This window comes from Alkaliphilus hydrothermalis, assembly GCF_016908555.1.
GTDB classification, from domain to species: domain Bacteria; phylum Bacillota; class Clostridia; order Peptostreptococcales; family Natronincolaceae; genus Alkaliphilus; species Alkaliphilus hydrothermalis.
The window spans coordinates 94,962-118,688 of sequence record NZ_JAFBEE010000008.1 but is presented as its reverse complement, the minus strand read 5'-3'; the positions used below and the strand labels follow the sequence as shown (position 1 = coordinate 118,688).

23 protein-coding genes are annotated in these 23,727 nt (G+C 36.6%); 5 read left to right on the top strand and 18 right to left on the bottom strand.

The features are described 5' to 3' along the window. Window positions 1-209: 209 nt before the first annotated feature. From JOC73_RS07810 to JOC73_RS15110, 12 genes are all read right to left on the bottom strand, one after another. Window positions 210-947: a nucleotidyltransferase family protein gene (locus tag JOC73_RS07810; protein ID WP_204401787.1), complete on the bottom strand. Its 738-nt coding sequence runs from the start codon at window positions 945-947 to the stop codon at window positions 210-212. Window positions 948-1,039: 92 nt separating this feature from the next. Continuing rightward, window positions 1,040-1,714, bottom strand: a complete 675-nt coding sequence (locus tag JOC73_RS07805; RefSeq protein ID WP_204401785.1) for a GntR family transcriptional regulator — start codon at window positions 1,712-1,714, stop codon at window positions 1,040-1,042. Further along, window positions 1,707-2,582, bottom strand: a complete 876-nt coding sequence (gene ispE / locus JOC73_RS07800) for a 4-(cytidine 5'-diphospho)-2-C-methyl-D-erythritol kinase (RefSeq protein ID WP_204401783.1) — start codon at window positions 2,580-2,582, stop codon at window positions 1,707-1,709. Before ispE ends, JOC73_RS07805 begins: the two co-directional genes overlap by 8 nt. A 166-nt stretch (window positions 2,583-2,748) precedes the next feature. Continuing rightward, window positions 2,749-4,323: a DUF3794 and LysM peptidoglycan-binding domain-containing protein gene (locus JOC73_RS07795; protein WP_204401781.1), complete on the bottom strand. Its 1,575-nt coding sequence runs from the start codon at window positions 4,321-4,323 to the stop codon at window positions 2,749-2,751. Window positions 4,324-4,592: 269 nt separating this feature from the next. Next, the gene (locus tag JOC73_RS07790) at window positions 4,593-6,920 is read right to left on the bottom strand and encodes an S-layer homology domain-containing protein (protein WP_204401779.1); all 2,328 of its coding nucleotides are present in this window, start codon (window positions 6,918-6,920) and stop codon (window positions 4,593-4,595) included. Between the two features lie 160 nt (window positions 6,921-7,080). Continuing rightward, window positions 7,081-7,941, bottom strand: a complete 861-nt coding sequence (locus JOC73_RS07785; protein ID WP_204401777.1) for a hypothetical protein — start codon at window positions 7,939-7,941, stop codon at window positions 7,081-7,083. A gap of 132 nt (window positions 7,942-8,073) precedes the next feature. Next, window positions 8,074-9,033: a carbamate kinase gene (gene arcC, locus JOC73_RS07780; RefSeq protein ID WP_204401775.1), complete on the bottom strand. Its 960-nt coding sequence runs from the start codon at window positions 9,031-9,033 to the stop codon at window positions 8,074-8,076. A 178-nt stretch (window positions 9,034-9,211) separates the two neighbouring features. Further along, window positions 9,212-10,204, bottom strand: coding sequence for an ornithine carbamoyltransferase (gene argF / locus JOC73_RS07775; RefSeq protein ID WP_204401773.1), 993 nt, complete (start codon window positions 10,202-10,204; stop codon window positions 9,212-9,214). 51 nt (window positions 10,205-10,255) lie between these two features. Then, window positions 10,256-11,479, bottom strand: coding sequence for an arginine deiminase (gene arcA / locus JOC73_RS07770; protein ID WP_204401771.1), 1,224 nt, complete (start codon window positions 11,477-11,479; stop codon window positions 10,256-10,258). Window positions 11,480-11,816: 337 nt separating this feature from the next. Beyond that, complete coding sequence (locus JOC73_RS07765) at window positions 11,817-12,083, bottom strand: Veg family protein (protein ID WP_204401769.1); 267 nt, start codon at window positions 12,081-12,083, stop codon at window positions 11,817-11,819. A 243-nt stretch (window positions 12,084-12,326) separates the two neighbouring features. Continuing rightward, window positions 12,327-13,760 carry an N-acetylmuramoyl-L-alanine amidase gene (locus JOC73_RS07760; RefSeq protein ID WP_204401767.1) on the bottom strand — a complete coding sequence of 478 codons (1,434 nt, stop codon included), beginning with the start codon at window positions 13,758-13,760 and terminating at the stop codon, window positions 12,327-12,329. 226 nt (window positions 13,761-13,986) lie between these two features. Beyond that, window positions 13,987-14,433 (bottom strand): MarR family winged helix-turn-helix transcriptional regulator, encoded by a 447-nt coding sequence (locus tag JOC73_RS15110; RefSeq protein WP_204401765.1) that lies wholly within the window; start codon window positions 14,431-14,433, stop codon window positions 13,987-13,989. A gap of 181 nt (window positions 14,434-14,614) precedes the next feature. Here JOC73_RS15110 and JOC73_RS07750 point away from each other — a divergent pair, with 181 nt between their 5' ends. Beyond that, on the top strand, window positions 14,615-14,779 hold the full coding sequence (locus JOC73_RS07750) for a hypothetical protein (RefSeq protein ID WP_204401763.1): 165 nt from the start codon (window positions 14,615-14,617) through the stop codon (window positions 14,777-14,779). Between the two features lie 26 nt (window positions 14,780-14,805). On the opposite strand, the gene JOC73_RS07745 is transcribed toward JOC73_RS07750, so the two are convergent. Then, window positions 14,806-15,648, bottom strand: coding sequence for a universal stress protein (locus JOC73_RS07745; protein WP_204401761.1), 843 nt, complete (start codon window positions 15,646-15,648; stop codon window positions 14,806-14,808). A gap of 455 nt (window positions 15,649-16,103) precedes the next feature. On the opposite strand from JOC73_RS07745, the gene JOC73_RS07740 reads away from it, so the two are divergent. Beyond that, window positions 16,104-16,289 (top strand): thioredoxin family protein, encoded by a 186-nt coding sequence (locus JOC73_RS07740; protein WP_204401809.1) that lies wholly within the window; start codon window positions 16,104-16,106, stop codon window positions 16,287-16,289. Window positions 16,290-16,333: 44 nt separating this feature from the next. Here the strand turns inward: JOC73_RS07740 and JOC73_RS07735 are convergent, their stop codons facing one another. Further along, on the bottom strand, window positions 16,334-16,516 hold the full coding sequence (locus JOC73_RS07735) for a hypothetical protein (protein WP_204401759.1): 183 nt from the start codon (window positions 16,514-16,516) through the stop codon (window positions 16,334-16,336). A 305-nt stretch (window positions 16,517-16,821) separates the two neighbouring features. Between JOC73_RS07735 and JOC73_RS07730 the strand changes: the two genes are divergently transcribed. From JOC73_RS07730 to JOC73_RS07720, 3 genes are all read left to right on the top strand, one after another. Then, complete coding sequence (locus JOC73_RS07730; RefSeq protein ID WP_204401757.1) at window positions 16,822-17,325, top strand: peroxiredoxin; 504 nt, start codon at window positions 16,822-16,824, stop codon at window positions 17,323-17,325. A gap of 209 nt (window positions 17,326-17,534) precedes the next feature. Continuing rightward, complete coding sequence (gene nhaC, locus JOC73_RS07725; protein ID WP_330613141.1) at window positions 17,535-18,974, top strand: Na+/H+ antiporter NhaC; 1,440 nt, start codon at window positions 17,535-17,537, stop codon at window positions 18,972-18,974. A gap of 236 nt (window positions 18,975-19,210) precedes the next feature. Beyond that, window positions 19,211-20,185, top strand: coding sequence for an FMN-binding protein (locus JOC73_RS07720; RefSeq protein WP_204401755.1), 975 nt, complete (start codon window positions 19,211-19,213; stop codon window positions 20,183-20,185). 173 nt (window positions 20,186-20,358) lie between these two features. On the opposite strand, the gene phoU is transcribed toward JOC73_RS07720, so the two are convergent. The 4 genes from phoU to pstC are packed head-to-tail and all read right to left on the bottom strand — an operon-like array spanning window position 20,359 to window position 23,681. Further along, window positions 20,359-21,009, bottom strand: coding sequence for a phosphate signaling complex protein PhoU (phoU, locus tag JOC73_RS07715; protein ID WP_204401753.1), 651 nt, complete (start codon window positions 21,007-21,009; stop codon window positions 20,359-20,361). Window positions 21,010-21,029: 20 nt separating this feature from the next. Further along, window positions 21,030-21,818 (bottom strand): phosphate ABC transporter ATP-binding protein PstB, encoded by a 789-nt coding sequence (gene pstB / locus JOC73_RS07710; RefSeq protein ID WP_330613140.1) that lies wholly within the window; start codon window positions 21,816-21,818, stop codon window positions 21,030-21,032. A gap of 16 nt (window positions 21,819-21,834) precedes the next feature. After that, entirely contained in the window at window positions 21,835-22,752 is a 918-nt protein-coding gene (gene pstA / locus JOC73_RS07705; protein WP_330613139.1) for a phosphate ABC transporter permease PstA, read from the bottom strand. Between the two features lie 2 nt (window positions 22,753-22,754). Further along, window positions 22,755-23,681: a phosphate ABC transporter permease subunit PstC gene (gene pstC / locus JOC73_RS07700; protein ID WP_204401749.1), complete on the bottom strand. Its 927-nt coding sequence runs from the start codon at window positions 23,679-23,681 to the stop codon at window positions 22,755-22,757. Window positions 23,682-23,727 lie beyond the last annotated feature (46 nt).

Genomic DNA, 23,727 nt, shown 5'->3' with positions numbered 1-23,727 from the left:
CCCTACGTCGCCCAAGACTCGCTATGAGTGATTTGCTAAATCTTTCTCAGCGGGGTTCCCACCCACTATATGGTGCGCCCTTTGCTTGGCGCACGAACCGTCCCCCTCGACTCTATATGCCCATTAACCTGATTTTGCTATTCAATATATAAGTTTTTTCCGTTTCCTCCCTATCACCTAAAAACTACCCATCATAGTGGGTAGTTAGTTTATAAATATTTTTCTAGTATAGCTACATCTTCTAAACGATCAACATCATTCCCTACTTCTGGATTAAGATTAATCATGGCTTTTGCTTTAATATTAAAAGTTTTTTCTATATGGTTTTCGATATCCTCTATTGTGAGTCGCTTTAAAAGCAGCAGCAAAAGAAATTTCCACCCCAGCAGACGACTCATCTTGACGGGATTTTTTCGATTCTCCACCATCATACGGGAGATTGCTTCTATTTTCCCCATTGCCTTTGGATCTAATAGAACTAAATTCCCTCCAGTAAACGCACCTTCCTTTAAGGTGACAAAGGTTCTTTTTACATCAGGAAAAGCCCCCTCACAGATATTTCTCTCAACAATGGGATAGATTAATTCTTTATTTTCCTTCAGTCCAGCCTCAATAAAGTCTGCAATCATTTCTCCTTTTAAGAGGGGAATATCACAGGTAGATACTAATAATCGGTCTTCATTAGCAAAATAATTTGTGGCAACTATCAAATTATCAATCATGGATTCCTCTTCTTGAGTGAGCACATCGGCATCATCGCCAATGATTTTTTTGAGTTTCCCTTGATCTCCAATCACCATAATTTTATCAATATGTCCCGATTCCCTTAGGGCATTGATAACATATTTAATCATGGGAATCCCCTTAAAATCACACAATGCTTTAATGCTTCCAAAAGTATTGCTACTTTTACCTTGATTTCCTCCAGCTAAAATAACAGCATGCATTATACAAGCCCCCTGACCGGTCTATGGATTTGTCCCCCTTTATTTTACTGGGCAGTTACAAGCCCATTTCCTTTAGGTGATGGGTAGTTGACTTATTTTGATTTATGAACCGACTCCATTAATTGACTTCCTAGATTTTCTATATGCTTAACGGCTAACTCATTGGCTTTCTCTGTATCTCTTTCGGAAATGGCTTCTAAGATAGCTTGATGTTCCTCTACCAAAGCCTTAGACTTATTATATTCTGATATGTAGGCTACACGAAAACGATAGATTTGCTCCCGCAATCCTTGAACAATTTGATTTAGTTTTTCATTTCTGGCGGAGTTAAAAATGCAATCATGGAATTCCACATCTTTTTCAATCATGCCCTCTGTATCATCTTTCTCATAGCTTTGCTTAAATTGGTAGGAGATCAGCTCCAGTTGGTCCATTTCATCTTCTGTCATTCTTTCAGCTGCTAATGAAGCAGCCAAACCCTCCAACACCGCTCTAATCTCCAAAACTTCTAAGATGTCCTTTACCGACACATCGGCAACATAAGCCCCTTTGCGGGGGATCATGATGACTAACCCTTCCAGCTCTAGCTTCCTTATAGCCTCCCTAACAGGGGTTCTACTGACACCCAATTGTTCTGCCAGCTGTATTTCCATCATCCTCTGACCTGGCTCCAATCGTCCCTCTAAAATCGCTTCCCTTAGGTTTTCAAATACAATTTCCCTGAGGGGCTTAAAGCCTTCTATCTTAAGATTTTGCAAATTACTCATCCTCTTTCCTCCTACAGTAGCTTTGAGTCATATAGGTTTGTTTATATAATATCGATAGATTTTCATAGGCAGACTTTGCCCGCTCATAATTTTTGTAGATCCCAAAAACCGTTGGTCCACTGCCAGACATCATACTCCCTAGTCCATTAAACTCCACCATTTTGTTTTTAATCTCTTTGATAACAGGGTATTTGGTCTCTGTGACTGTTTCTAATACATTTCGCATATTTCTTGATAGTGCCAACAAATCCCCATCTTCCACATATTTTAATAACTCAGGTGTATTGGGTCTATCTGTAAGTTTAGACAAATCCAGGTGACCGTATACTTCAGCAGTAGAAACGGAAATAGACGGCTTTGCAATTACCAACCATACATTTTTTAGTCCCTCTATTGGGGTTAGCTTTTCCCCGATTCCTTCTGCCAATGCCGCCCCTCCCAAGATACAGAAGGGAACATCAGCCCCTATTTTAACACCGATATCCATCAGTTCCTCCATCGAAAGGTTAAGGTTCCAAAGTTTGTTTAAACCCGTAATCACAGCTGCTGCATTGGAGCTACCCCCTGCTAAGCCTGCTGCTACAGGGATGTTTTTCTCAATATATATGTCTATTCCTTTTTGTGTATTGCCTCTATTTTGCATTAACAATGCTGCTTGATAAGCTATATTCCCTGAATCCTTAGGAATAAATTCACAATCACTCATCACCGTAATTTTATTGTCGTCCCTCTCCTTTAGCACCACTCGGTCGTAAAGGTCTATTTGTTGCATAATCATCTCTACCTCGTGATACCCGTCGGCCCTCTTCCTTAGTACATCTAGGGATAGATTTATTTTCGCTCTTGATTTTAATTGGATTTCCCTCATCCCCATCCACTCCTTCATAATTACCTAACACTATATATTATATACTAAATAGTTCATATCCTGCAAAACCTTCCTAATAAAATAATTTTATTCTATTCTTCCAAAGAAAAGACCGCTCTATAAGCGGCCTTCTAATTTTTAAATTTAAGTTTTTTATCTTCTTGTTCTAAAATTTAAATTGATGAACTTTTTCTATGATGATGTAGTCCCCTACCTTTATGTCCTCAACATTTGATAGGTTGTTGCTTTCAAGTATCTGCTTCACTGTTGTATGATATCGCTTAGCCACCTGCCATAGGGTATCCCCTGGTTGTAGGAAATAAATTGTCAAGCTAGGCTTTTTACTAGTATCTAGTGCTTCCCCCAACTCTTCAATGTTGTTTACTACTTCAATTGTCCTCTTGGCAAAGGCTTCACAGGTTGCAGCGATATTTACCTTAACATCTACCTGACTATTATTTATTAGACTATAGTCAACCTCTTCGATGGATAAGTCAACGCCAGCCTCCATATCTTCTTTTAGTCCATCAATATCTACATAATGTCTGAAGGGAACTTCCTGCATAAAGCTATATAGTGGCTGGAGGTCTTCCTCAGAGACATAGATCACAGTTGTTTCTAATACCCCTTCAATGATCGTCTTATCTTCGACTAATGTATAGTCTGTCAATACAGGCTTTACTTGAACTGAGAACATTCTTTTGATTTCTGGTTGATTTGAAGGAATATCTAACGTTTCCCTTAACATCATGTGGGCACGATTCATACCAACATTTTCTTTGAAGGAAACTTCATTTTTTAAAACCTTCAACTTTTGACTTGGAGAATACGCATCAACAATCAGTTCTCTGCTATGAGTATCCATTACTTTAACGGCTACCTTTGCTATGGCCTCTACTTCGATGATTTTTCTTTCACCTTGGATATTTTCCTTGATTTCAGTGAAAACATCATCAACATTTAATTTTAGCTTATATTTCATATCACTAAAAATATCTCTTAATTCTGCAAAATGGGTGAAGGGAACTTCCTTCTTAAGAATGTTAAGGGTGTTCTCCTCATCTTCCCCTATGTAAAGTAGCTCTACCAACATAGTTCCACCAACAATCACTTTACCATCAGTAATCTTTGTTTCTCTTTCAATGGCCCTAGCATTCCATTTTAGAATTTCCTTAACCCCTGGAAGGTCTTCATCAATTTCAAAGGTATCCTTCACCAATGTCTCAGAAACTCCTTCTCCTACAATATCAGTAAATTGTAGGTTTTCCTTTAATACTTGTAAATCCCCTAGACCGCCAACCTCTTTGGTCAACTCTTGTTGAGTGCTTTCAACAGCGATTCCATCTAGGTTCACTACTGCCTTTACGCCGATTTTCCGTTCATTGTTGATGGTGAAATCAATATGTTCGATTTCCCCTTGAACATCCGCCTTCATCTTTGAATTAATTCCTTCTACAGGGATAGCTTGCTTAAAGCTAGTACTGCTGTCTATGCTGTATAGAGGCTCTTCCCCACGATCTGAAACATAAAGAATTTTAAACTTGATAACGCCTTCGGTATTGATTTTGTTCTCTACAATCTCTTTCTTCGTTACTTGAATGACACCATCCACCGAAATTACTCTTGTGATATCTGGCTTGATATCTGGCACTAGAATATCTCCTTCAATGATGGCCTGAGCAGTATCCTGACCAACTACCTGATCTGCTAAAAAAACATCTTTGATCAACTCTACAGGCATTTTACTTCCTCCCTCCACAGTAATAAAAAGTCTTATTATAATAATATTTAGCTCCTGTTAAATTATGATATAAAATTTAAAAAAGCTCTGGTTAGTCCAAAAGAATTTCTCCATCTATATATATGTGGTACAAACAAGAAAAAGAAGCGAAATTTATATGTTTTCACTTCTTTTTCTTAGGTTTAAAAAATTTTATCTACTTTTAGTTGAATCTATACCAAATGAAGTCTCTATTAATTTTTATTCGACTATTTTTATGCTACGATTTACTATCTAATGATATAAAGTAGATTTTTAAAGTTACGGTAAATTGCCACTGCCACCTGCTCTAATGTCACTACTGCCTTCGGATTATATTTCTCTCCGTCCCCTTTGATGACATCAAATCCATAGGCTAAAGCGGTGTATCCTAAATAGTCTGGAGTAATACAGTCTACATCCTGTACCGGTAGAGTATATATTTCTTCTACCTTTGCTAGTTTATCTAGTTTTGCCATCTTCACCAACATGACAGCCAGCTCTTCTCTAGTCACTGGGTCTTCTCCCTTAAAGGCAACTGCTTCATTTTCGATAATCCCTTGTTGTACTGCCAACTTGATCTCTTCATAGTATGGGTCCTCTTTACTGATATCAGTGAACTTTAATTCTAACTCTACATCCCTTGAGTCCATATAGTAGCCAATGGATTTAATAATCATTCTGATAATTTCCTTCTTTGGTACTGATTCCTTTAGGCTGTAATTTTGAAGGTCAATAATACCGCTGTCGTGCATAATGGTTAGTTCTCTTTCTGCCCAATGTCCCTTTAATAAATCTCCTACCGAGTCTAGCTGTTGCTTTTCTTCCTTGATTTCTTTTCCTCTATAGTCAAGGAATTTGCCATTCTTTGCATCTATGCTGTAGTACATAAAATCTCTCTTTGGAGTACTTCTATATACTAAAACCGTTTCTGATTCTGTTTCCTCTATTTTTCTCTCTGGTATTACGACATATGCCAATTCCATGTCTGTCTGCTCTAAATATAAATCCACTGCCTCTTCCTTTGACATTAGTCCTTCCGGTTTAGGTAATTCAATATCATCCCATCTATAGTTCAAACTTTGTAGCTGTCCTGTAGTTCGATCAAAGCTTACTAGGATATTGTTCTGAAGGAATGCTATATCATTTTCCTTTCTGTTGAAGCTAAAGTGATACTCAGGGTTTGGCATCTTAACATCATTCATATAAAAATAACTCTCAGCATATCGTTGCTCTGTTTCTACATCCTTCAATCTATCTGGATAAATTTCTTTAATGATTTCGATGGCCTCTTTATAGGCATCTTCCCACTCTAATACTGCTGTAAAATCCTCTTGATTCATCATCATCATTTCTCTTCTAGCCCAGTTGTAGTTGTTGATGTCCATAACCTCTTCTGTCATGGCATTGATGCTGATGTTCCCCCTATTGTATAGGTCTTCTCCAGTGGTGAATTCAATCTGCCAATTCTTTTGACTGTTGTGTCCACGGTTTGAGTAATAGTTGGTACTTTGAATCTTAAAATCTTCGTAAAATTTCCCTAATACTTCTTTTGCAATCTTTACTGCTTCTTCTTTATTGATTTCCTTCTCTCTCTCTACTTTTTCTTTAGTCATGGCTTCAAAGCTTTTCTTCTCTGCATCCGATACATCTATTGTTTTAGTTTCTGCCATTTGGTTTTGGTACGGATTAATCATTTTACCATCAGTAGCATCCACTAGGTGGCCGTCTGCAAAGTTTGGAGAATAGACTAGCTTCACCTCTTCTATTGGCTCTCCATAATAGCCACCTTTGTTGTAAATCGGTACATACTGTAGGTTGAAGTCTAGCGCTTCTACAAAGCTTTTTTGTGCTGCTTCTGGTGTAATCACATCATTTTTTGCTGGTAGTTCCTCATTACTCCATCTATATTCGTAGGAAACAACTTCTCCTGTACCACTATTGACTCCAATGGTAATTCCCTCATTCATAAAGGAAATTCCCTCTTCTTCTCTTTCAAAGAATACATAGTATTCTCTTGGATGTAGTCCTGGTCCTCGATCTAGCCCATAGTAATAATACATGGGTTGTTGTTGTGCTTTACTGGATAGCTGAGACAACGCATCTGTTTTATACTTCTTTAGAAACTTTAGTGCTATATTTTCTGCTTCCTCAAAGGTGAATTTTGTAATCTGACCCGTCTGCCTATGACTACCTTCATGTTTTCTGATGGATAATAGCTCTTTTGTCTCATCCTTAATCATGGCATAAATGTTGAGATATTTATCTTGATCGTTGTGGTGGAGATTTAACTGCCAAGTTGCTCCATTCATATGGAATTCTTCTCTAAAATGAATAGAAATGTGCATACCTTCTTTTCCTTCATCAATGTTGATGTTGTAAAAGTCTTTGATATGCGATTTAAAGATTCCTTCTGCTTCTTCTTGGGATAGGTTTGGTTGACTTTCTTCCGAGATGATTTGACTACCACCTATAGCTTTACTTTCTTTTACCATCATTTCGTCGGCTGCAAATGCACTGGCATTGGAAAATACCATCCCTGCCACCAGCAACCCACTTAGTGCTTTTTTGTACTTCATTTAGACCACCCCTTATTGTTTTCTACTCTTCTGTTATATGTGGTGGTTTGGACAATAAGACTTATATTTCTGTTTTGTAATGGAATTGTAAATTATTTGAATATTTAATATTATAGCACATTTAAATTATTATAAAATTCCATCCTAAAGTTTATTTTTTTCAATATTTCGCGGGCGCTTTTTTTCTTGTCTTTTGTATTCTTGAAATTATCCTCCAAATTAATTTTGTAACAATACACAAAATTACCAACCCTACACCTATCTTTAGCGCATTTAAGTAGATTGAAAGAAAACTTTTTACCACTGGCAATGCCACACTAGACAGAATCTCTTTAAATCTATGGCTCCCTCCTTCTACTATTGCTATAGAAGCTATTTTATTCTCCATAATTTTAGATGCAATAGTAAAAATCAACGCGGATGGTAGACTAGCCAATGATACAACTAAACCAGGATTGCCCAAACGTCCAAAACCGTAGCTAAAATAAATGAATGGAATCAATAACACTATCGTGGTGATCAATAAATATAACTGAATACGTTTGAGCACAAGGTGGTTTTTTAAGTTAATGATACTCAAAATCCCCATATCATCTGAGAATTTCTGCTGTAGTTCCGGGTCATCTCCCTCAACTATAGCATGTATGCCTTCTGCTCCTTCCCTATAGACCGGAGCTGCAATCTGTTTAAATATTTTTATCCTTAATTCTCTAGGAGGGTACATATCGATATCTTCTCTAGTAAAAGATATCTTTAAGCCCGGAAAGGGGTTAAACTCTCCCTTCGAGTTAGTTTCTAGCTCTTTTTCAACTTCATCAAAATCGGCCTCAGCATCGAGTCCATCTGGACTAAACATTGCAGCTAAGAGGATGCTCATTTTCTCCACAGCCATGTCCTCTTTAGTTATCACCATAAGTCCAGAAATAAAAAACGTTAAGCTTAATACAAAAACAAGAATAATACCAGTAATCCATTTCAAGTCTATGTGCCAGTAAGGTCTAACTTTTGTATTTTTTTCCATAGTGTCCCTCCTTTTAAACAATATATTTGGTAATTCGACAAATAAATCAAAATCCCCTTTGTTTTATATTTAATAAGTTAGTTACACAAAAAAAGAGCAGACGCATCTGCTCTTGTGAATCATCTTTGTGGACTACTCTACTACAACTGTCCCTGTTTGTCCCATGATCCCCTCTTTAGCCTTGTCTAAAGAAGTGATTAGGGCTCTTCTACCTGGCTTAGACTGAACGAACTTCATAGCAGCCTTTACCTTTGGCAGCATAGAGCCTGGTGCAAAATGTCCTTCTTCGATGTATTTTTCAAGATCTGGGATAGAAACCTCCCTTAATTCTTTTTGCTCTGGTGTATTGAAGTTGATGGCAACCTTTTCTACAGCAGTTAAAATGAATAAGAAATCAGCATCCAGGATTTCTGCAATCTTTCCAGATGCAAAATCCTTATCGATAACAGCAGGGATTCCTTCTAATGCTCCATTTTTATTGATCACAGGAACACCACCACCACCAACGGTGATGACAACATGACCTGCTTCAACTAAAGTACTTACAATAGGAGCTTCTACTACATCCACTGGAATAGGAGATGCAACAACCCTTCTCCAACCTCTTCCTGCATCTTCCTTCATGGTGTATCCCTTTTCAGCTTGAAGCTTTTTAGCCTCTTCTTCACTGAAGAAAGAACCTACTGGCTTTGTTGGGTTGCTGAAGGCTGGGTCATTTTCGTCTACTAATACTTGAGTAACGATTGTGGCAACTGATTTTTGAATTTTTCTATTTACTAATTCTTGTCTAATAGCCTGTTGTAAATGATATCCGATATATCCTTGGCTCATAGCTCCACACTCTGGGAATGGCATGATTGGCATTCCGTTGTTTACTTGGTGTGCTGCCTCATAAGTTCCAACGATTTGTCCTACCTGAGGTCCGTTACCATGGGCTACGATTACCTCATGACCTGCTTCAATAAGATCAACAATAGACTTTGCTGTTTCAGCTGCTGTTTTTATTTGGGCTTCTGCACTTGTATCCTTAGGGTTTGCTTGTAATGCGTTTCCCCCTAAAGCTAATACGATTCTGCTTTTTCCTTCTACCATTTCTCTCAACCTCTTTTCTTATATGATTGAAAATAATTATTATTCCGATAATTTTTGTGAAAATAAATGTATAGCAAAAAAGATATGGAAGTGATTTCTACTCCCCCGTGTACTTTCTCCATATCTTTTAGCTATACCGTATCATCTTCTTTATATAATTTGATGGGTATTCAACAAATTAGATTGTAGCCACCATTACAGCTTTGATTGTATGCATTCTGTTTTCTGCTTCATCAAATACTACTGAATGTTTGCTTCTGAATACCTCATCAGTTACTTCCATTTCAGTTAAGCCGAACTTTTCATGGATTTCTCTACCAACTTTAGTTTCAAGATCATGGAAGGCTGGTAAGCAGTGCATAAAGATTACATTAGGGTTACCTGTCTGATTCATCATATCCATATTTACTTGGTATGGCTTTAACATCTTGATTCTTTCTTCGAATTGATCTTCTTCACCCATAGATACCCAAACATCTGTGTAGATTACATCTGCATCCTTCACAGCTTCTGCGATATCTTCAGTCAATGTAATTTTAGCGCCAGTTTCCTTAGCTAACTCCCTCATTTCAGCTACTAATTCTTCAGCTGGGAATAAGCTCTTTGGTGCAAGGGCTCTGAAGTCCATACCCATTTTAGCAGCACCGATCATTAAAGAGTTACCCATGTTGTTTCTAGCATCTCCAACGTAAACGAATTTAACTTGGTTTAAAGGCTTAGCAACATGCTCAGTGATTGTAAGCATATCAGCTAAAATTTGAGTTGGATGGTATAAGTCAGTTAATCCATTCCATACTGGTACTCCAGCGTGCTTAGCAAGAATTTCTACTGTCTCTTGCTTGAATCCTCTGAACTCGATACCGTCATAGAATCTACCTAATACTTTAGCAGTATCTTCTAAAGACTCTTTTTTACCCATTTGAGAATCATTTGAACCTAAGAAAGTTACGTGACCACCTTCATCTAAAGCCGCTACTTCGAATGCACATCTTGTTCTAGTAGAAGCCTTTTCAAATAATAATACGATATTCTTTCCTTCTAATGCCTTACCCTTGATGCCCATTCTCTTTTTAGCTTTTAAGTCTTTTGATAAGTCTAATAAGTATTGGATTTCTTGTGGTGTAAATTCCTTAAGTGTTAGAAAATTTCTTCCCTTTAAATTTACTGGCATAAATAATCCTCCTTGGTTTTTAAGATTCAATAGAATTATAATGAATAGACTTTATAAGTCTTCCCTTACCAAAGGCATCGACATACATCTCGGGCCGCCTCTTCCCCGAACTAATTCAGAACCTTCTATTTCAATTACCTCTACCCCTTCTCTTCTTAGGGTTTCATTTGAAGCTTCATTTCTATTATAAGTAACAACAACACCTGGTGCGATTGCCAATGTGTTCGTACTATCATTCCATTGCTCTCTAGCAGCAGTAATTTCGTCGCCACCACCACTTTGAATTAGCTTAACAGCAGGCAGTTTTAAAGCACTCTTTAAAGCTCCCTCAAGGGTATCCATTGGTTTAACCTTAGGTGTGGACTTACCCCTAGTCAGCTCATAAGCTCTAACATGACTTTCAACACCTGGGTAAATTGTGAATTTATCACGATCAACCATTGTGAATACTGTATCTAGGTGCATATACGCCCTTGTAAAAGGTATTTCAATAGCCAATACCTTTTCGATATTAGTATTCTCTAGAATCCTTTGAGAAATCACTTCGATTCCTCTTGCTGAAGTCCTTTCACTACAACCAATAGCCACTACTTTGTCGCTTAGAACCAGTATATCTCCCCCTTCTAGGCTGTGGGATTCTTCGTAGTCATACCACAGTGGAGTGTTACTACCTTTAAATGTTGGATGATGCTTGTAGATATACTTTAAGAACATCGTCTCTCTATCTCTGGCTGGAGTCTTCATTTTATTAATGGATAATCCATTTGCGATTACTGTACCAGGGTCCCTAGTAAAATAAAGATTAGGTAATGGATTAATATAGAAAGGATGTCTCTCCTTAATATAATCTACTAAGTGAAGCTCTCTTTCTACTTCTGGCAAGTCATTCTTATGTAGTCCTGCAATAGCAATTTCTACAACTTCCTTTGGTGTTTTAGATAATAGAAATTCTTCTATTAATCTCTCTAGCTCAAGATTTGCAATATTAGTGTTATATACAATATCTCCAATAAAGCTTTGTCGTATTTCTCTGTTTACAAGAACTTCCTCTAGTAGTTCCTCATAGTAGTAAACTGTCGTTCCTCTGCTTTTCATTGCCTCAGCAAATAAATCATGCTCCTTTTTCATTTGCTTTAACCATGGAATATCATCAAATAACAGTTCATGAAGATATTGTGGTGTTAATCTTTCCAGTTCTCTGCCTGGACGATGAAGTAACACAGCTTTTAACTTTCCGATTTCTGATGTTATGTTTAAAAAACCACCTTGATTCACTGTTCAACCCCCTTTAACTAATTTAGTAATATTCCAATTATTTTAATAACAGTATATAGGAGTTCTATACATAAATCAAGTGGCTATTTTTACAGGTTTCTATAACTTTTATTCATTATCTGTATATTTATTAATTCTATTTTATTCCATTTTTTATTGCCCAGTTAAATAGATTATGGGTAGCTACTAGTCTTATCCCATTGACAACTTTTTAAAGCATTATCAGATGTTAATAATCACTATCTTTATACACATATATATTCAAGTTTATTAATTTATAAATTTTTATAATTTTTTTATGCAATAAAACAACCACCCAATACTAGGGTGGCTATCTTTAACTAACTTTAATTTGCTTATTATCTTTACATACGGTAATTTCAACTGTCTCAGTTAAAATATCGGAATAACTATACGAAACTCTACGAACCGAATCATATCCTCCGTCAATTCTTACTACAAAAATATTTGGATATGTGTTCTCTAAGATGCCCTCACGAATTAGTGTCTTTTTTCTGCCTTTGTTTGCCTTCAGCGTAACCTTTTGTCCTACAAACCCTTCAATGTTGCTTCTGATCTCATTTAGGGTGGTTCTGGTTGCCAAAAAATCACCTTCTTTCACAGTTTACAAAATAATTATACCATACACGACAGAACTTGTCAAATCCTAAATAATTATTATATAATTTGAGTCCTACACTTGTCAAATCTTTTTTTGTTTTTTCAGATATTTATTCTAAATTCTTTATTCTCAATAGAAACAACTCAAAAAACCCAATAATATCATCAATAAAAGATCTAAAGGCATCAAAACCACCCCATACTATACACACTTTTTTTCTACCCCTTATAAAGTATAATGGAAATAGGTCTGGAGGGCTTCAGATATTGCTAATGCTGCTTGGTACCTAAAATTATCCTTCGACAATTTGGCTTCATCAATCGGGTTTGATAGATATGCTACCTCTATATGCAATCCACTAACTTTAATATCCCGTAGCAAATAAAAGTCTGCTGTTCTAACACCTCTATTTATGGTATCCAATGCTATATTCATCTTCTCCATAATTAAACACCCCAACATCTGTGCCTCTTGATCTCCACGATAATAATAAATTTCAGTCCCAGAAACATTTTGATTCTTTAGATAGTTTTGATGGATAGTTAAAAAAAAGTCTGGCTTTATTTCGTTGGTGAGTTTTGCTCTTTCTGTGATGGGAACATAATGATCCTCTTGTCTAGTTAAATATACCTTGGCTCCCAATTGAGATAGTATCTTCTCTAGATAGAGTGCGATTTCTAAATTCAATTGCTTTTCTTCTAAACCTCTTTGACTGATATGACCTTCGCCTTCTTCTCCTCCATGGGCAGGATCAATCACTAATACCTTACCCAAAAGTGGCTGATTTATACTAGAATTTAAAAACTTTTTTAAATCTACCTCTGTATAGTAGTATTTTATAATCTCCTCTGCTGCATAACCATCCTTTGCCATACGATTGGCTCCCTGCTGGCAGAACCCCACTCCGTCACCCTTTCCTATTGTTAAGAATCGTATAAACTGGGGTCTCCAACTAAATCTAGTAGACCCTAAATTCAATAATTTTCGTATTTCTTTCCCCTCAAACTCCTTACCCGCAACCTTGAGTTTGGTTACTCTTCCATTTTCATCCCTTATGATATTTTCGATCATATTTTCTATAGATACATTATCTGTGGCCGCTATACTAGGAAACTTTATCCCAAGCTTTTCCTCCACTTCTTCTAATGGGAGATCTTTATAACCATGATAGTGATTACTCCCTTCACAGTATTGACAAAGAACTCGTCTAAGGTAAAGAACAACATTCCCATCTACATTCTCACTATTCTCCGTTGCCCCTCCACATATCTCATGGTATCTTGCATCTATTGGCTTGTCATTAAATGTTATAATAACACCCGCTGTTGCTTTAACAGCCTCATTGATTTTTTCCTCACAACTACTATAATCTTCTCCCCATATTTCTTGGTATTCTTCTAATGACTTCCATTCCCTAAAATCCTCTAGACAAATACCCTTCCCTACTTCCCCTCCTACTTCTGATTCAAGATAATTCTTAATTTTTTTCATTACATTAGTCCTCATGACGATACTCTGGCATTTTAGCGCCTCTATATGAAAAGATAGTGGCATACTATAAGCCACCAACTCCTTAATTAAATCCTCTAAGCATTTTTTAGCAATCCACTGATTGGAAGCATCATATATGTTAATGATTAAATCTCCATTATTTTTCAAAATATATACCTCCTTTAATCTTTAGAAAAATCTCACTCCATTCCAATTTTACTTAATTAAATAACGTAATATATAATATGATTTATTCTTGTCTTAGGTGCATAAATCCCAGGGGATTTGAATATATAGATAAGTTGGAATTATTTTGGAAGGGCTAAATTTCAAAAAGAAAAAAAGAAGGTGGGCAATACCTTCTCTGAAAGTTGGGGGTTTCTCAATCCTATTGCTATTTTTTAGTTTTATCCTTAAATATCTCATATAATTTTTCCATAACAGAATAGGCTTCCCTTTGTTCTTTTACTGCCAGCTTTTCCGTGGCATTCATTACCGACATCAATAATTTCTCCTGCAAGATCGCCACTTCGTCTTGACCCATTTCCGATAACTCAACAAACACCGTTCTCCGATCTTTGCTAGAGTTGCTTCTCACTACGTACCCATCCTCCACCAGCTTGTTGAGCATTGTCGTCATGGTACCTTTGCTGACCTCCATCATTTCGCTGAGCTGAGACATGTTACAGATTTTTAGTTTGTTTATAATATACAACACCTTAAATTGAGTTAAGGTAAGATTTCCCCCATTAATAATCTGATTTTTAAACTGGGACTTCATCCAGATACTAAAGGAGAAATAAAAATTTTGAATTAAGTAGGCTAATTCTTCATCTGTCACTTCACAACCATCCTTTCCATCTTCTCCTATTATATTATTACTAGTATCTGTATTTCAATATCAAATATTTCGATTTTCAAATTATATATTGTCAAACGTATTTTTTTTATATATAATGGAAACAGCGAAATAAAATTTAAATTTTTATATATAAATAACTAAAGAAGGCAGGAGGGATTCTATGAAATGCCCCATATGTGGTAATGAACACACAGGAAAGTTAAGCAAGTCTAGGTATTTTTGTAGTATATGCTTTATAGAAATATTCTTATCCCGTAAAGAAGAACTCCAAATCTATAAAATTTTAGAGGACGGCACAACTTGTCCGATAGCAGCTACTAACTAAGACCCCCAATGCAAGGGGTCTTCTTTCTATTTAGAACAGGGTATTAAGATGACAGCTCTTTTGGCAGTTCTCGCCACTGCATCGGAGGTACTTCCCAACAATAGGGACTTAATCAATCCCTTACCCCTGGTTCCCATCATGATGGATGTTACCTTTTCCTTCCCCGCCAATTCTACGATACATTTGGAGGGTATTCCTGCCTGCACTATTCCTTTTGCAGCAATCCCTAACACCTCAAATTCCATGACTAAGTCATTTATTTTAGCTCTAACATGATCTTTAACTTTTTCTAATTCTTGATAGGACTCTCCCTGCTCCACCACCGACAATAGCACTACCTCTTGCACGACGTTTGCCATTTCCTTTACCTCTTTTACTATTCCCCTTGAACACTCAGAAAAATCTATAGGTAGAAGAATCTTCTGGAACTTATCAATACAGGCATTAACGTATTTTTGATCCTTATTTTTTATGTATTTCTCCACCAATACAGGTACATTGGATAATCTGATTACATCAAAGGTCGTACTCCCTATAAATACCTCTTTTATGACTCCCCTACCTCTAGAACCTATTAAAATTAAAGAAGCATCCTCCGCCCTTGCAATCTGAACAATTTCCGTAGCAGCAAATCCAATAGGGGTATAGAGTTTTGTCTTAATCCCATAACCCTCAAGTCCTTTAGCAATTTCTTCTAACTTTTTTCGCCCCGACTGCTGCAAATGAAGGATTGAACCTTCTCCTATCCGAATATCAATTACATGTACCAGTAGCGCCTCCTCCATCCCCATTTGCTTAAGCTCAGCCACACAATTTAAAAGCCCATCAGCGGCTGTAGAAAAATCCGTTGCAATTAAGACCTTCTTCATTAACATCCTCATCTCTCCCTTCTATTTATTCTATTCATCTCCTTATTTACTGTATGCCCAGCTTATGCAAGAACAAACAGATATAAAATGACTAAATTTATATTGTCAAGTGATCATCAGTAATGTATTATAGCTATATCGGTATATTAAAATATTTCAATGTAAAATTTCACCCGATATTCCCCTTCCTATTAATAAGTTTCATTCTATATAAACTTATTTAATTTGATAATTTTTGGCAAACGTTATACACTAAGATTAAACAGATTAAAATTAAAAGTAATTTTGGACTGATAAACTGGTAAAAAGATAGGTATTGGGAAAGCTATTACTAGCAAGGTCCCAACTTATCAAAAACCCTTTACAGGGCTATATAAATATAAAATTTAGGAGGAATTACCATGGAAATTAAGATTTTGGAGCAAATTTGTTGAGGTGGTAGTAAATTAGCACCTATCGTTGATAGGGCATTAAACGAATTAAACATAAATGATGATTTTGATATCATTAGTAACATCGCTGATATTCTAAGCCTTGGAGTAATGAGTACTCCTGCCTTAATGATTAATGGTAAAGTTATCTTTAGCGGTAGAGTTCCTACTGTAGAGGAAGTAAAAGAAGCCATTACAAAAAATAAGTAGAAATATGAAAAGGTAGATTGTAAAAAATCTACCTTTTACTTTTTTTATTTGCAGGTATTACCGCCATCCTTTAGACCAACGGCAAATCCTTTTCTTAACAAACCTTGTTGGTAGTCTATCATTATGCCAACACCATCATACTGCTGATCTAAATTCTTTTCAATTATAAAAGTAAGTCCATCCACCTCTTTTTCTATGTCATTTTCTTGAGCCTCGTCCCGAGACAATCCAAACCTAGGTCCACCTCATCCTTGCCCTGTAATATGAATCCTTATTTTTTGATCCTCCTTCACCTGTGTTGCAATCGTCTCCTTTGCAGTTTTACTAATGGTAATATTCATTTATATGCCTCCTCTATACATACGTATTAGTCTATTATATGCTGATTCATCTTAGGCGTTAGTAAATTTTTAAATAATGAATAATTTTTAAATAATGAATTTAAATAAATTTTTTCAATCATCTCCGTCAATAATATAATGTGTATCTATCTTTTAGTGGTACTAAATTCATGATTGAGAGGTGTATTCTATTGCTTAAAATTGGTGAACAAGCTCCAGATTTTACTTTACCCAGTACGAAAGGAGAGATTTCATTAAAAGATCAAAAGGGTAAATGGGTAGTACTATTTTTCTATCCATTAGATTTTACTCCTGTCTGAAGTACTGAAATCCCAGAGTTGAATCAAAACGTAGCTAATTTTGAAAGATTGAACTCTGTAGTGTTGGGGGCCAACACTGATAGTCTACCTACCCACCTAGCGTGGGCAAAAAGTATTGGAGGAGTAAATTTCCCATTAATGTCGGATTACAACAAGGAACTATCTAGAAAATATATGGTTCTCACAGAAGAGGCCGGTGGTATTGCCCTTAGGGGAGTATTTATTATTGATCCAGAAGGAGTTATTCAACACGCATCTGTTCATAATTTAGCAGTTGGCAGAAATGTAAAGGAAATATTAAGAACTTTAGCTGCCTGCCAAGCAGGGGGCGCTTGCCCAGTTAACTGGGAGGAAGGTCAACAAGTATTGAAATAGCAGAGGGAGCTGAGCAATCAGCTCCTTTAATTTGCATTTTTTGTATTTTAATAATTATTTGAATTTTCTAATTTTATGTGCTATTATTATTTGTACATGCATATTAATCAATATAAACTATTTTTCTACTATATTTTACTGAATAAATACACAGTCCTTACAAAGGGAACTTCCCTAAAAAATAAAAAACTAATCAAGGAGGAATGTTAATGAGATTGAAAGAAAAGAAAGAGGCCACTCTACTACATGCACTTATCCCAATAGTCGTTTTGATTGCCACCCTAGCAGTATCCATTCAGGTATATGAGGCAGCTCCCCACATACCACTTATTTTTGCCACGGTGATTGCGGCAGGTGTAGCAGTATTCATGTTAGGTTATTCTTGGTCAGAGTTAGAAGAAGGAATTATTGATACAATTAAGCTGGCAATGCAGGCAGTTTTAATTCTAATGGTTATTGGTAGTTTAATTGGTACTTGGATATTAAGTGGTACAGTACCTACTATGATTTATTATGGTCTTAATATCCTTACTCCAGGTATTTTCTTAGTTGCTACCGTGGTCATATGTGCTATTGTATCCGTGGCAACAGGTAGTTCTTGGACAACTGCAGGTACTGTTGGTATAGCTCTATTAGGAGTTGGTATTGGCCTTGAACTTCCAATCGGATTAGTAGCCGGTGCCATTATATCCGGTTCTTATTTTGGAGATAAGATGTCCCCTCTTTCAGATACCACCAACTTAGCTCCTGCCATGGCAGGAACGAACTTATTTGCCCACATCAGAAGTATGCTCTATACAACAACCGTTTCCTTTGCCCTTACACTTGTAACCTTCGGAGTGTTAGGATTTATTTATTCCAGCTCTAGTAATGTTGATACAGCTTCAATAGACGCTATATTAGAAGCTATTAAGGGTAACTTTAATACTTCACCATTACTTCTTATTCCTCCAGTAATCGTTATCCTTTTAGTCGTAAACAAGATTCCAGCGTTACCGGGTTTAATTAGTGGTGTTTTCTTAGGAGGTATCTTTGCAGCCATTTTCCAAGGCTCAAATTTAGGGGATATTATTAATGCAGCCCATTATGGATTCTCCATCGAGTCAGGAAATGCAGTAATCGATGAACTTTTAAACCGTGGTGGATTAGACGGGATGATGTGGACTGTTTCTCTAATTTTAATCGCTTTAACCTTCGGTGGCGTAATGGAGAAGACAGGAATGCTAAATGCCGTTGGAAAATCAATCCTAAAGTTTGCCAATAACACTGGTTCTTTAGTTTTATCCACCATCCTTACTTGTATCGCAGTAAATCTACTAACTGGTGAGCAATATCTGTCTATCGTAGTCCCGGGTAGAATGTACAAGGATGCCTACAGAGAAAAAGGTATTCACCCAAGCGTACTTTCAAGGACTTTAGAGGGTGGAGGTACAGTAACTTCCGCTTTAATTCCGTGGAATACTTGTGGAGCCTTCATGTGGACCACTCTGGGGGTTCATCCATTTGTATATGCTCCATATGCTGTCTTTAATATCCTAGAGCCCCTTGTGAATATCCTATTTGCATACTTGGGAATCGGTATAATCCCACTGGAGTCTGACTCTGAGGTGCAACCTGAGTCAACAATGGATTTTATGAGCAGAGAATAGTATAAAATATAAGTGTAATGTCTTAGATTTAAGAGAGTAGAGTCCTATGACTCTACCCTTTTTTTGTAACGAATAAGAAAGTTCTACATTGAATAAATATAAAAGAGAACTTTTTCGAGTTAAGATTAACTATCATTATCGTGCATTAATACTTAAAAATGATTTAATTAACAAGTATTTTATGTTATTATAATTATAATGATTTTTTTTATTTTATATGAAGGAGGTATTTTTTAATGGATAAACAACAGAAAATTGCAATTATCCTTTTACCGATTCTTACAATTGCATTGTTAGCTGGCGCTACCTACTGGACAAACCTAAATGCACCAAAGCCACCTACTTATGTTGACGGTACCTATGAGGGAGTAGGGGAAGGATATTACGATGATATTAAACTAGCAGTAACCATTGCAGACGGTAATATTAATTCTATAGAAGTGGTTTCACAGGATGAGACTCCTGATTTAGGAGACGTTGCCATCCACAAGACAATTGATGCTGTAATCGCTGCACAGTCTACAGAGGTGGATTCTATTTCAGGAGCAACCTTCTCTAGCCAAGGAACAATCAATGCTATTAATGCTGCATTGGAAGCGGCTGTAAATGATATTGTTTTCCCTGATGGTAACCACGAAGGGTTTGCTGAAGGATATGCAGGAGAGATCAAAGTTAAAGTTGTCGTAGCTAAAGGTGCAATCAGATCTATTGATATTTTAGAAATTAAAGATACCCCAGGATTAGGTGATGACGCTGCTCAACAGGTGGCACAATCCATCATTGATCAGCAAACCTTAAGCGTTGATACCGTATCTGGTGCTACAGTCTCCAGCGAGGGGTTAATTGCAGCTGTAAAGAATGCACTGGGTATAGAAGAAACAGAAGAAGTAGTAGCTGACCCTGCACCAGTGGCACCGCCTGCTGAACCTATGGAATTTGTAGATGGTGAATATACTGGTAGTGATGAAGAAGGTTTCTATGGGAAGATTGATGTTACAGTCATTATAGAAAATAAAGCCATCAAATCGATTACTGTTAATACAGATAACCCAGATGAAGGAATATCTGCTTCTAACCTTGATGAGATCATCGAGAAATACTTGGTACAGCAAACGACTCTTACGGAAGGGGTAGATGCTGTTTCAGGTGTTACCTATACTACAGATTCATTAATTAGAGCCGTAAACCAAGCCCTTAGTCAAGCTCAGTAGTTCTGAATATCATTAACTACCCAAGAACCTCTAAAACCTTAGAGGTTCTTTTTTTATGGGTAATTTACCTATTGCCATTTTCAACATCTAAAATCACCAAATTCTATATAAAGGACACCCCTCTACAGAATCTCTATAGAGGGTGTCCTTCTTATTTCATTTCATGGTATCTTTTAGTTTATTTCAACATTTTCTCCTGTAGCAATAAAAATTACTCTTTCACCAATATTCGTTGCATGGTCAGCAATTCTTTCAAGGAATCTACCGATAAAGATCAAGTTAGTTGCTTGCTTTACAATGTTCTTTTGTTCAATCATCTTGTTGATTAACTCTGTATAAATCTTCTCATATAATTGATCTACAGCCTCGTCATCATTGGCTACTTCTGTTGCCAACTCTACATCCGTCTTCATGAAGGCATCTAGGCTTTTCTTAACCATTGTCTGAGCTAGCTTAGCCATTTTAGGGATATCTATCAATGGCTTAACAAAAGGTTCTTCTCCAATTTCTAGAGTCACCTTTGCAATGTTTACAGCATGGTCCCCCATCCTTTCAAGGTCAGTAATAATTTTTAATATGGTTCCAATTACACGTAAATCCTTTGCCATAGGCTGTTGAAGAGCTATAAGATTCATACATTCCATCTCAATTTCCAATTCGATTTTGTCAATCTCATCGTCTAACTCATATACCTTTCTTGCCAGTTCTAAATCTTGTTTAGTCAGGGACTCTACTGCTACTTCAATTACTTCCTGTACCATTGCCCCCATTTTTAATAGCTTAATGTTAAGCTCATCAAGTTGTTTGATAAATTGATTTCTCATTGAATATGCCTCCCCTTTTTTTAACCAAAACGACCAGTAACGTAGTCTTCTGTTCTTTTATCCCTAGGAGTCGTAAATATTTTCTGAGTCTTATCCACTTCAATTAGTTCTCCCATTAAAAAGAACGCGGTTTTGTCAGAAATTCTCGCTGCTTGTTGCATTGAGTGAGTAACGATTACAATAGTATATTCTTTTTTAAGCTCCATTATTAACTCTTCTATTTTTGCAGTTGCAATCGGGTCCAATGCAGAGGTTGGTTCGTCCATTAATAGTACCTCTGGTTCCATTGCCAATGCTCTAGCAAGACATAGTCTTTGCTGTTGCCCCCCCGACAGTCCGTAAGCATTATCATTTAAACGGTCCTTCACTTCATCCCATAGGGCAGCTCTCTTTAGGCTTGTTTCAGTGATTTCCATTAATTTTCTTTTGTCTCTAATTCCATGAATTTTAGGTCCATACACAACATTTTCAAATATAGATTTTGGAAATGGATTAGGCTTTTGGAATACCATACCAACTCTACTTCTTAACTCTTCTACCCTTAAGGATTTATCAAAGATATTAGTGCCATTATAAAGGATTTCTCCAGTAATTTTTACTGACGGAATGAGTTCAACCATACGATTAAGGGTTTTTATAAAAGTAGATTTACCACATCCTGAAGGTCCGATGATGGCAGTAACATCATTCTCTTTTATTTGAAAATCAAGGCCCTTTAGTGCCTTATCATTACCATACCATAAATTTAGATCTTTAACATCAAAAATGATATTTTTATCATCATTATTTGCATTAATAGGATTTGTCAAAGTAAGTCCTCCCATCTTAATATCTTCTTTGGAATTTGTTTCTTATGATAATTGCTGTTGAGTTCATTAGGAATAGTACCATTAAAAGTACTACGATTGTTGCTGCTGCTAAATTTGCATATTCTGGAGTAAGGACTGTATCCAGTGTCCAGTAATAAATTTGTATAGGTAATGCCGAGAAATCATCCATTACACTAGTCGGTACTTTTAAGATTAGGGTTGGCACTCCCAATACAACTAAAGGTGCTGTTTCCCCAATTGCTCTAGATAGAGCTAAGATCGAACCTGTTAAAATCCCTGGGATAGCAACTGGTAAGATTACTGTTCTAATTGTTACCCATTTTGTTGCCCCCATAGCATAGGATGCATCCCTTAAAAAACCAGGAACTGCTCTGATGGCCTCTTGGCTGGCTACTACAACGATCGGTAGGATCAATAGAGACATGGTTAGCCCCCCTGCCAATATACTAGAACCTAGGCCAAACAATCTTCCAAACACCGTCAAACCTAGTAGTCCAAATATAACCGATGGGACACCGGCTAAGTTTGAAATGTTTGTTTTAATAAAGGTTTGTAATCTTCCTTTGGTAGCATATTCCTCTAGATAGATGGCAGTCGACACCCCTATGATTAGAGTAATAGGAGTTACCACCAACATCAACCATACTGATCCCAGTAACACACCATAAATCCCCGCCTTCTCTGGGAATATTGATAATTTGCCTGTTAAGAAATCTAAATCCAACCAACCTATACTTTGAGTACCTATTCTATAAAGCAATACCCCCAATACCAGCAGTGCAAACAAAGTCGAAGATAAGAAAAGCATTTTAGCGACCTTATCTATTAAAATACGTCTATTCATATTGCTTTTATTCATTGGTGCATTGCTGTAATTTTTCGTTTCCCTTTCATGCATAAATTCCACCCCCATGATTAATACTCCTCTCTATACTTACGGGAGATATACTGTGCAAATAGGTTCATTAGTAAAGTAAAGACAAATAGTATCAGTCCAACTGCATATAAACTATAATAACCTAACGTACCACTACCTGCATCTCCACTGGTAAATTCTACAATATAAGCTGTCATTGTCTGCATAGATTGAGTAAAGTCAAAGGAGAAATTCTTTGAACTACCACTTCCAATAACCACAATCATTGTTTCCCCTATGGCTCTGGAAATCCCTAATACGAAGGAAGCGATGATTCCAGAGATGGCTGCAGGTACAACAACCTTTAAAGTTACCTCTAATTTTGTTGCCCCTAAAGCTAAGGCTCCTTCCCTCATGGCATTAGGAACAGCGTTCATGGCATCTTCTGATAAGGAAGCCACCATGGGCGTAATCATGATTCCCATAACGATGCCAGGGCTGAGGGCATTTTTTGCCCCTAGACTTGGGATAATTGTCATTAATAAAGGCGTTACAAATGAATAAGCAAAAAAACCATATACAATAGTAGGAATCCCTGCTAATACTTCCATCATAGGCTTAAGGTTTTTACGGGTTTTATCTGAAGCAAATTCGCTCAAATAAATAGCTGAAGCTAAGCCTATAGGAATCGCCACCATCATTGCAATAATTGATGTAATAATCGTTCCGTTGATTAAAGGTAATATACCAAAAGAGGGATTAACCGCTAATGGTGCTAAATGAGTACTAAATACCTCCCTTAGGGGTACCTCTTTGAAAAATTTAAAAGCATCAAATATTAGCGTTAAGACAATTCCTATAGTTGTTATCACTGAAATAGATGCCGCCAACAGAAATATATTTGGCATTATCTTATCTATGTTCCTATTTTTGGGGTTATTAAGATTTTTCTTTATTAGATCTCTCACCTGAATAGTTTTATCCATATAATCCGATCCTTTCTAAGATAACTGTTAAAAAATAACTTTCTTC

Coding starts and splice junctions, on each gene's coding strand:
- JOC73_RS07720 (WP_204401755.1), top strand. CDS start 19,211: ATGGATAAACAACAGAAAATTGCAATTATCCTTTTACCGATTCTTACA.
- pstA (WP_330613139.1), bottom strand. CDS start 22,752: ATGGGGGTGGAATTTATGCATGAAAGGGAAACGAAAAATTACAGCAAT.
- pstC (WP_204401749.1), bottom strand. CDS start 23,681: ATGGATAAAACTATTCAGGTGAGAGATCTAATAAAGAAAAATCTTAAT.
- nhaC (WP_330613141.1), top strand. CDS start 17,535: ATGAGATTGAAAGAAAAGAAAGAGGCCACTCTACTACATGCACTTATC.
- phoU (WP_204401753.1), bottom strand. CDS start 21,009: ATGAGAAATCAATTTATCAAACAACTTGATGAGCTTAACATTAAGCTA.
- JOC73_RS07745 (WP_204401761.1), bottom strand. CDS start 15,648: ATGAAGAAGGTCTTAATTGCAACGGATTTTTCTACAGCCGCTGATGGG.
- JOC73_RS07790 (WP_204401779.1), bottom strand. CDS start 6,920: ATGAAGTACAAAAAAGCACTAAGTGGGTTGCTGGTGGCAGGGATGGTA.
- JOC73_RS07810 (WP_204401787.1), bottom strand. CDS start 947: ATGCATGCTGTTATTTTAGCTGGAGGAAATCAAGGTAAAAGTAGCAAT.
- JOC73_RS07805 (WP_204401785.1), bottom strand. CDS start 1,714: ATGAGTAATTTGCAAAATCTTAAGATAGAAGGCTTTAAGCCCCTCAGG.
- JOC73_RS07785 (WP_204401777.1), bottom strand. CDS start 7,941: ATGGAAAAAAATACAAAAGTTAGACCTTACTGGCACATAGACTTGAAA.
- JOC73_RS07795 (WP_204401781.1), bottom strand. CDS start 4,323: ATGCCTGTAGAGTTGATCAAAGATGTTTTTTTAGCAGATCAGGTAGTT.
- ispE (WP_204401783.1), bottom strand. CDS start 2,582: ATGAGGGAAATCCAATTAAAATCAAGAGCGAAAATAAATCTATCCCTA.
- JOC73_RS07750 (WP_204401763.1), top strand. CDS start 14,615: ATGAAATGCCCCATATGTGGTAATGAACACACAGGAAAGTTAAGCAAG.
- argF (WP_204401773.1), bottom strand. CDS start 10,204: ATGCCAGTAAATTTAAAGGGAAGAAATTTTCTAACACTTAAGGAATTT.
- arcC (WP_204401775.1), bottom strand. CDS start 9,033: ATGGTAGAAGGAAAAAGCAGAATCGTATTAGCTTTAGGGGGAAACGCA.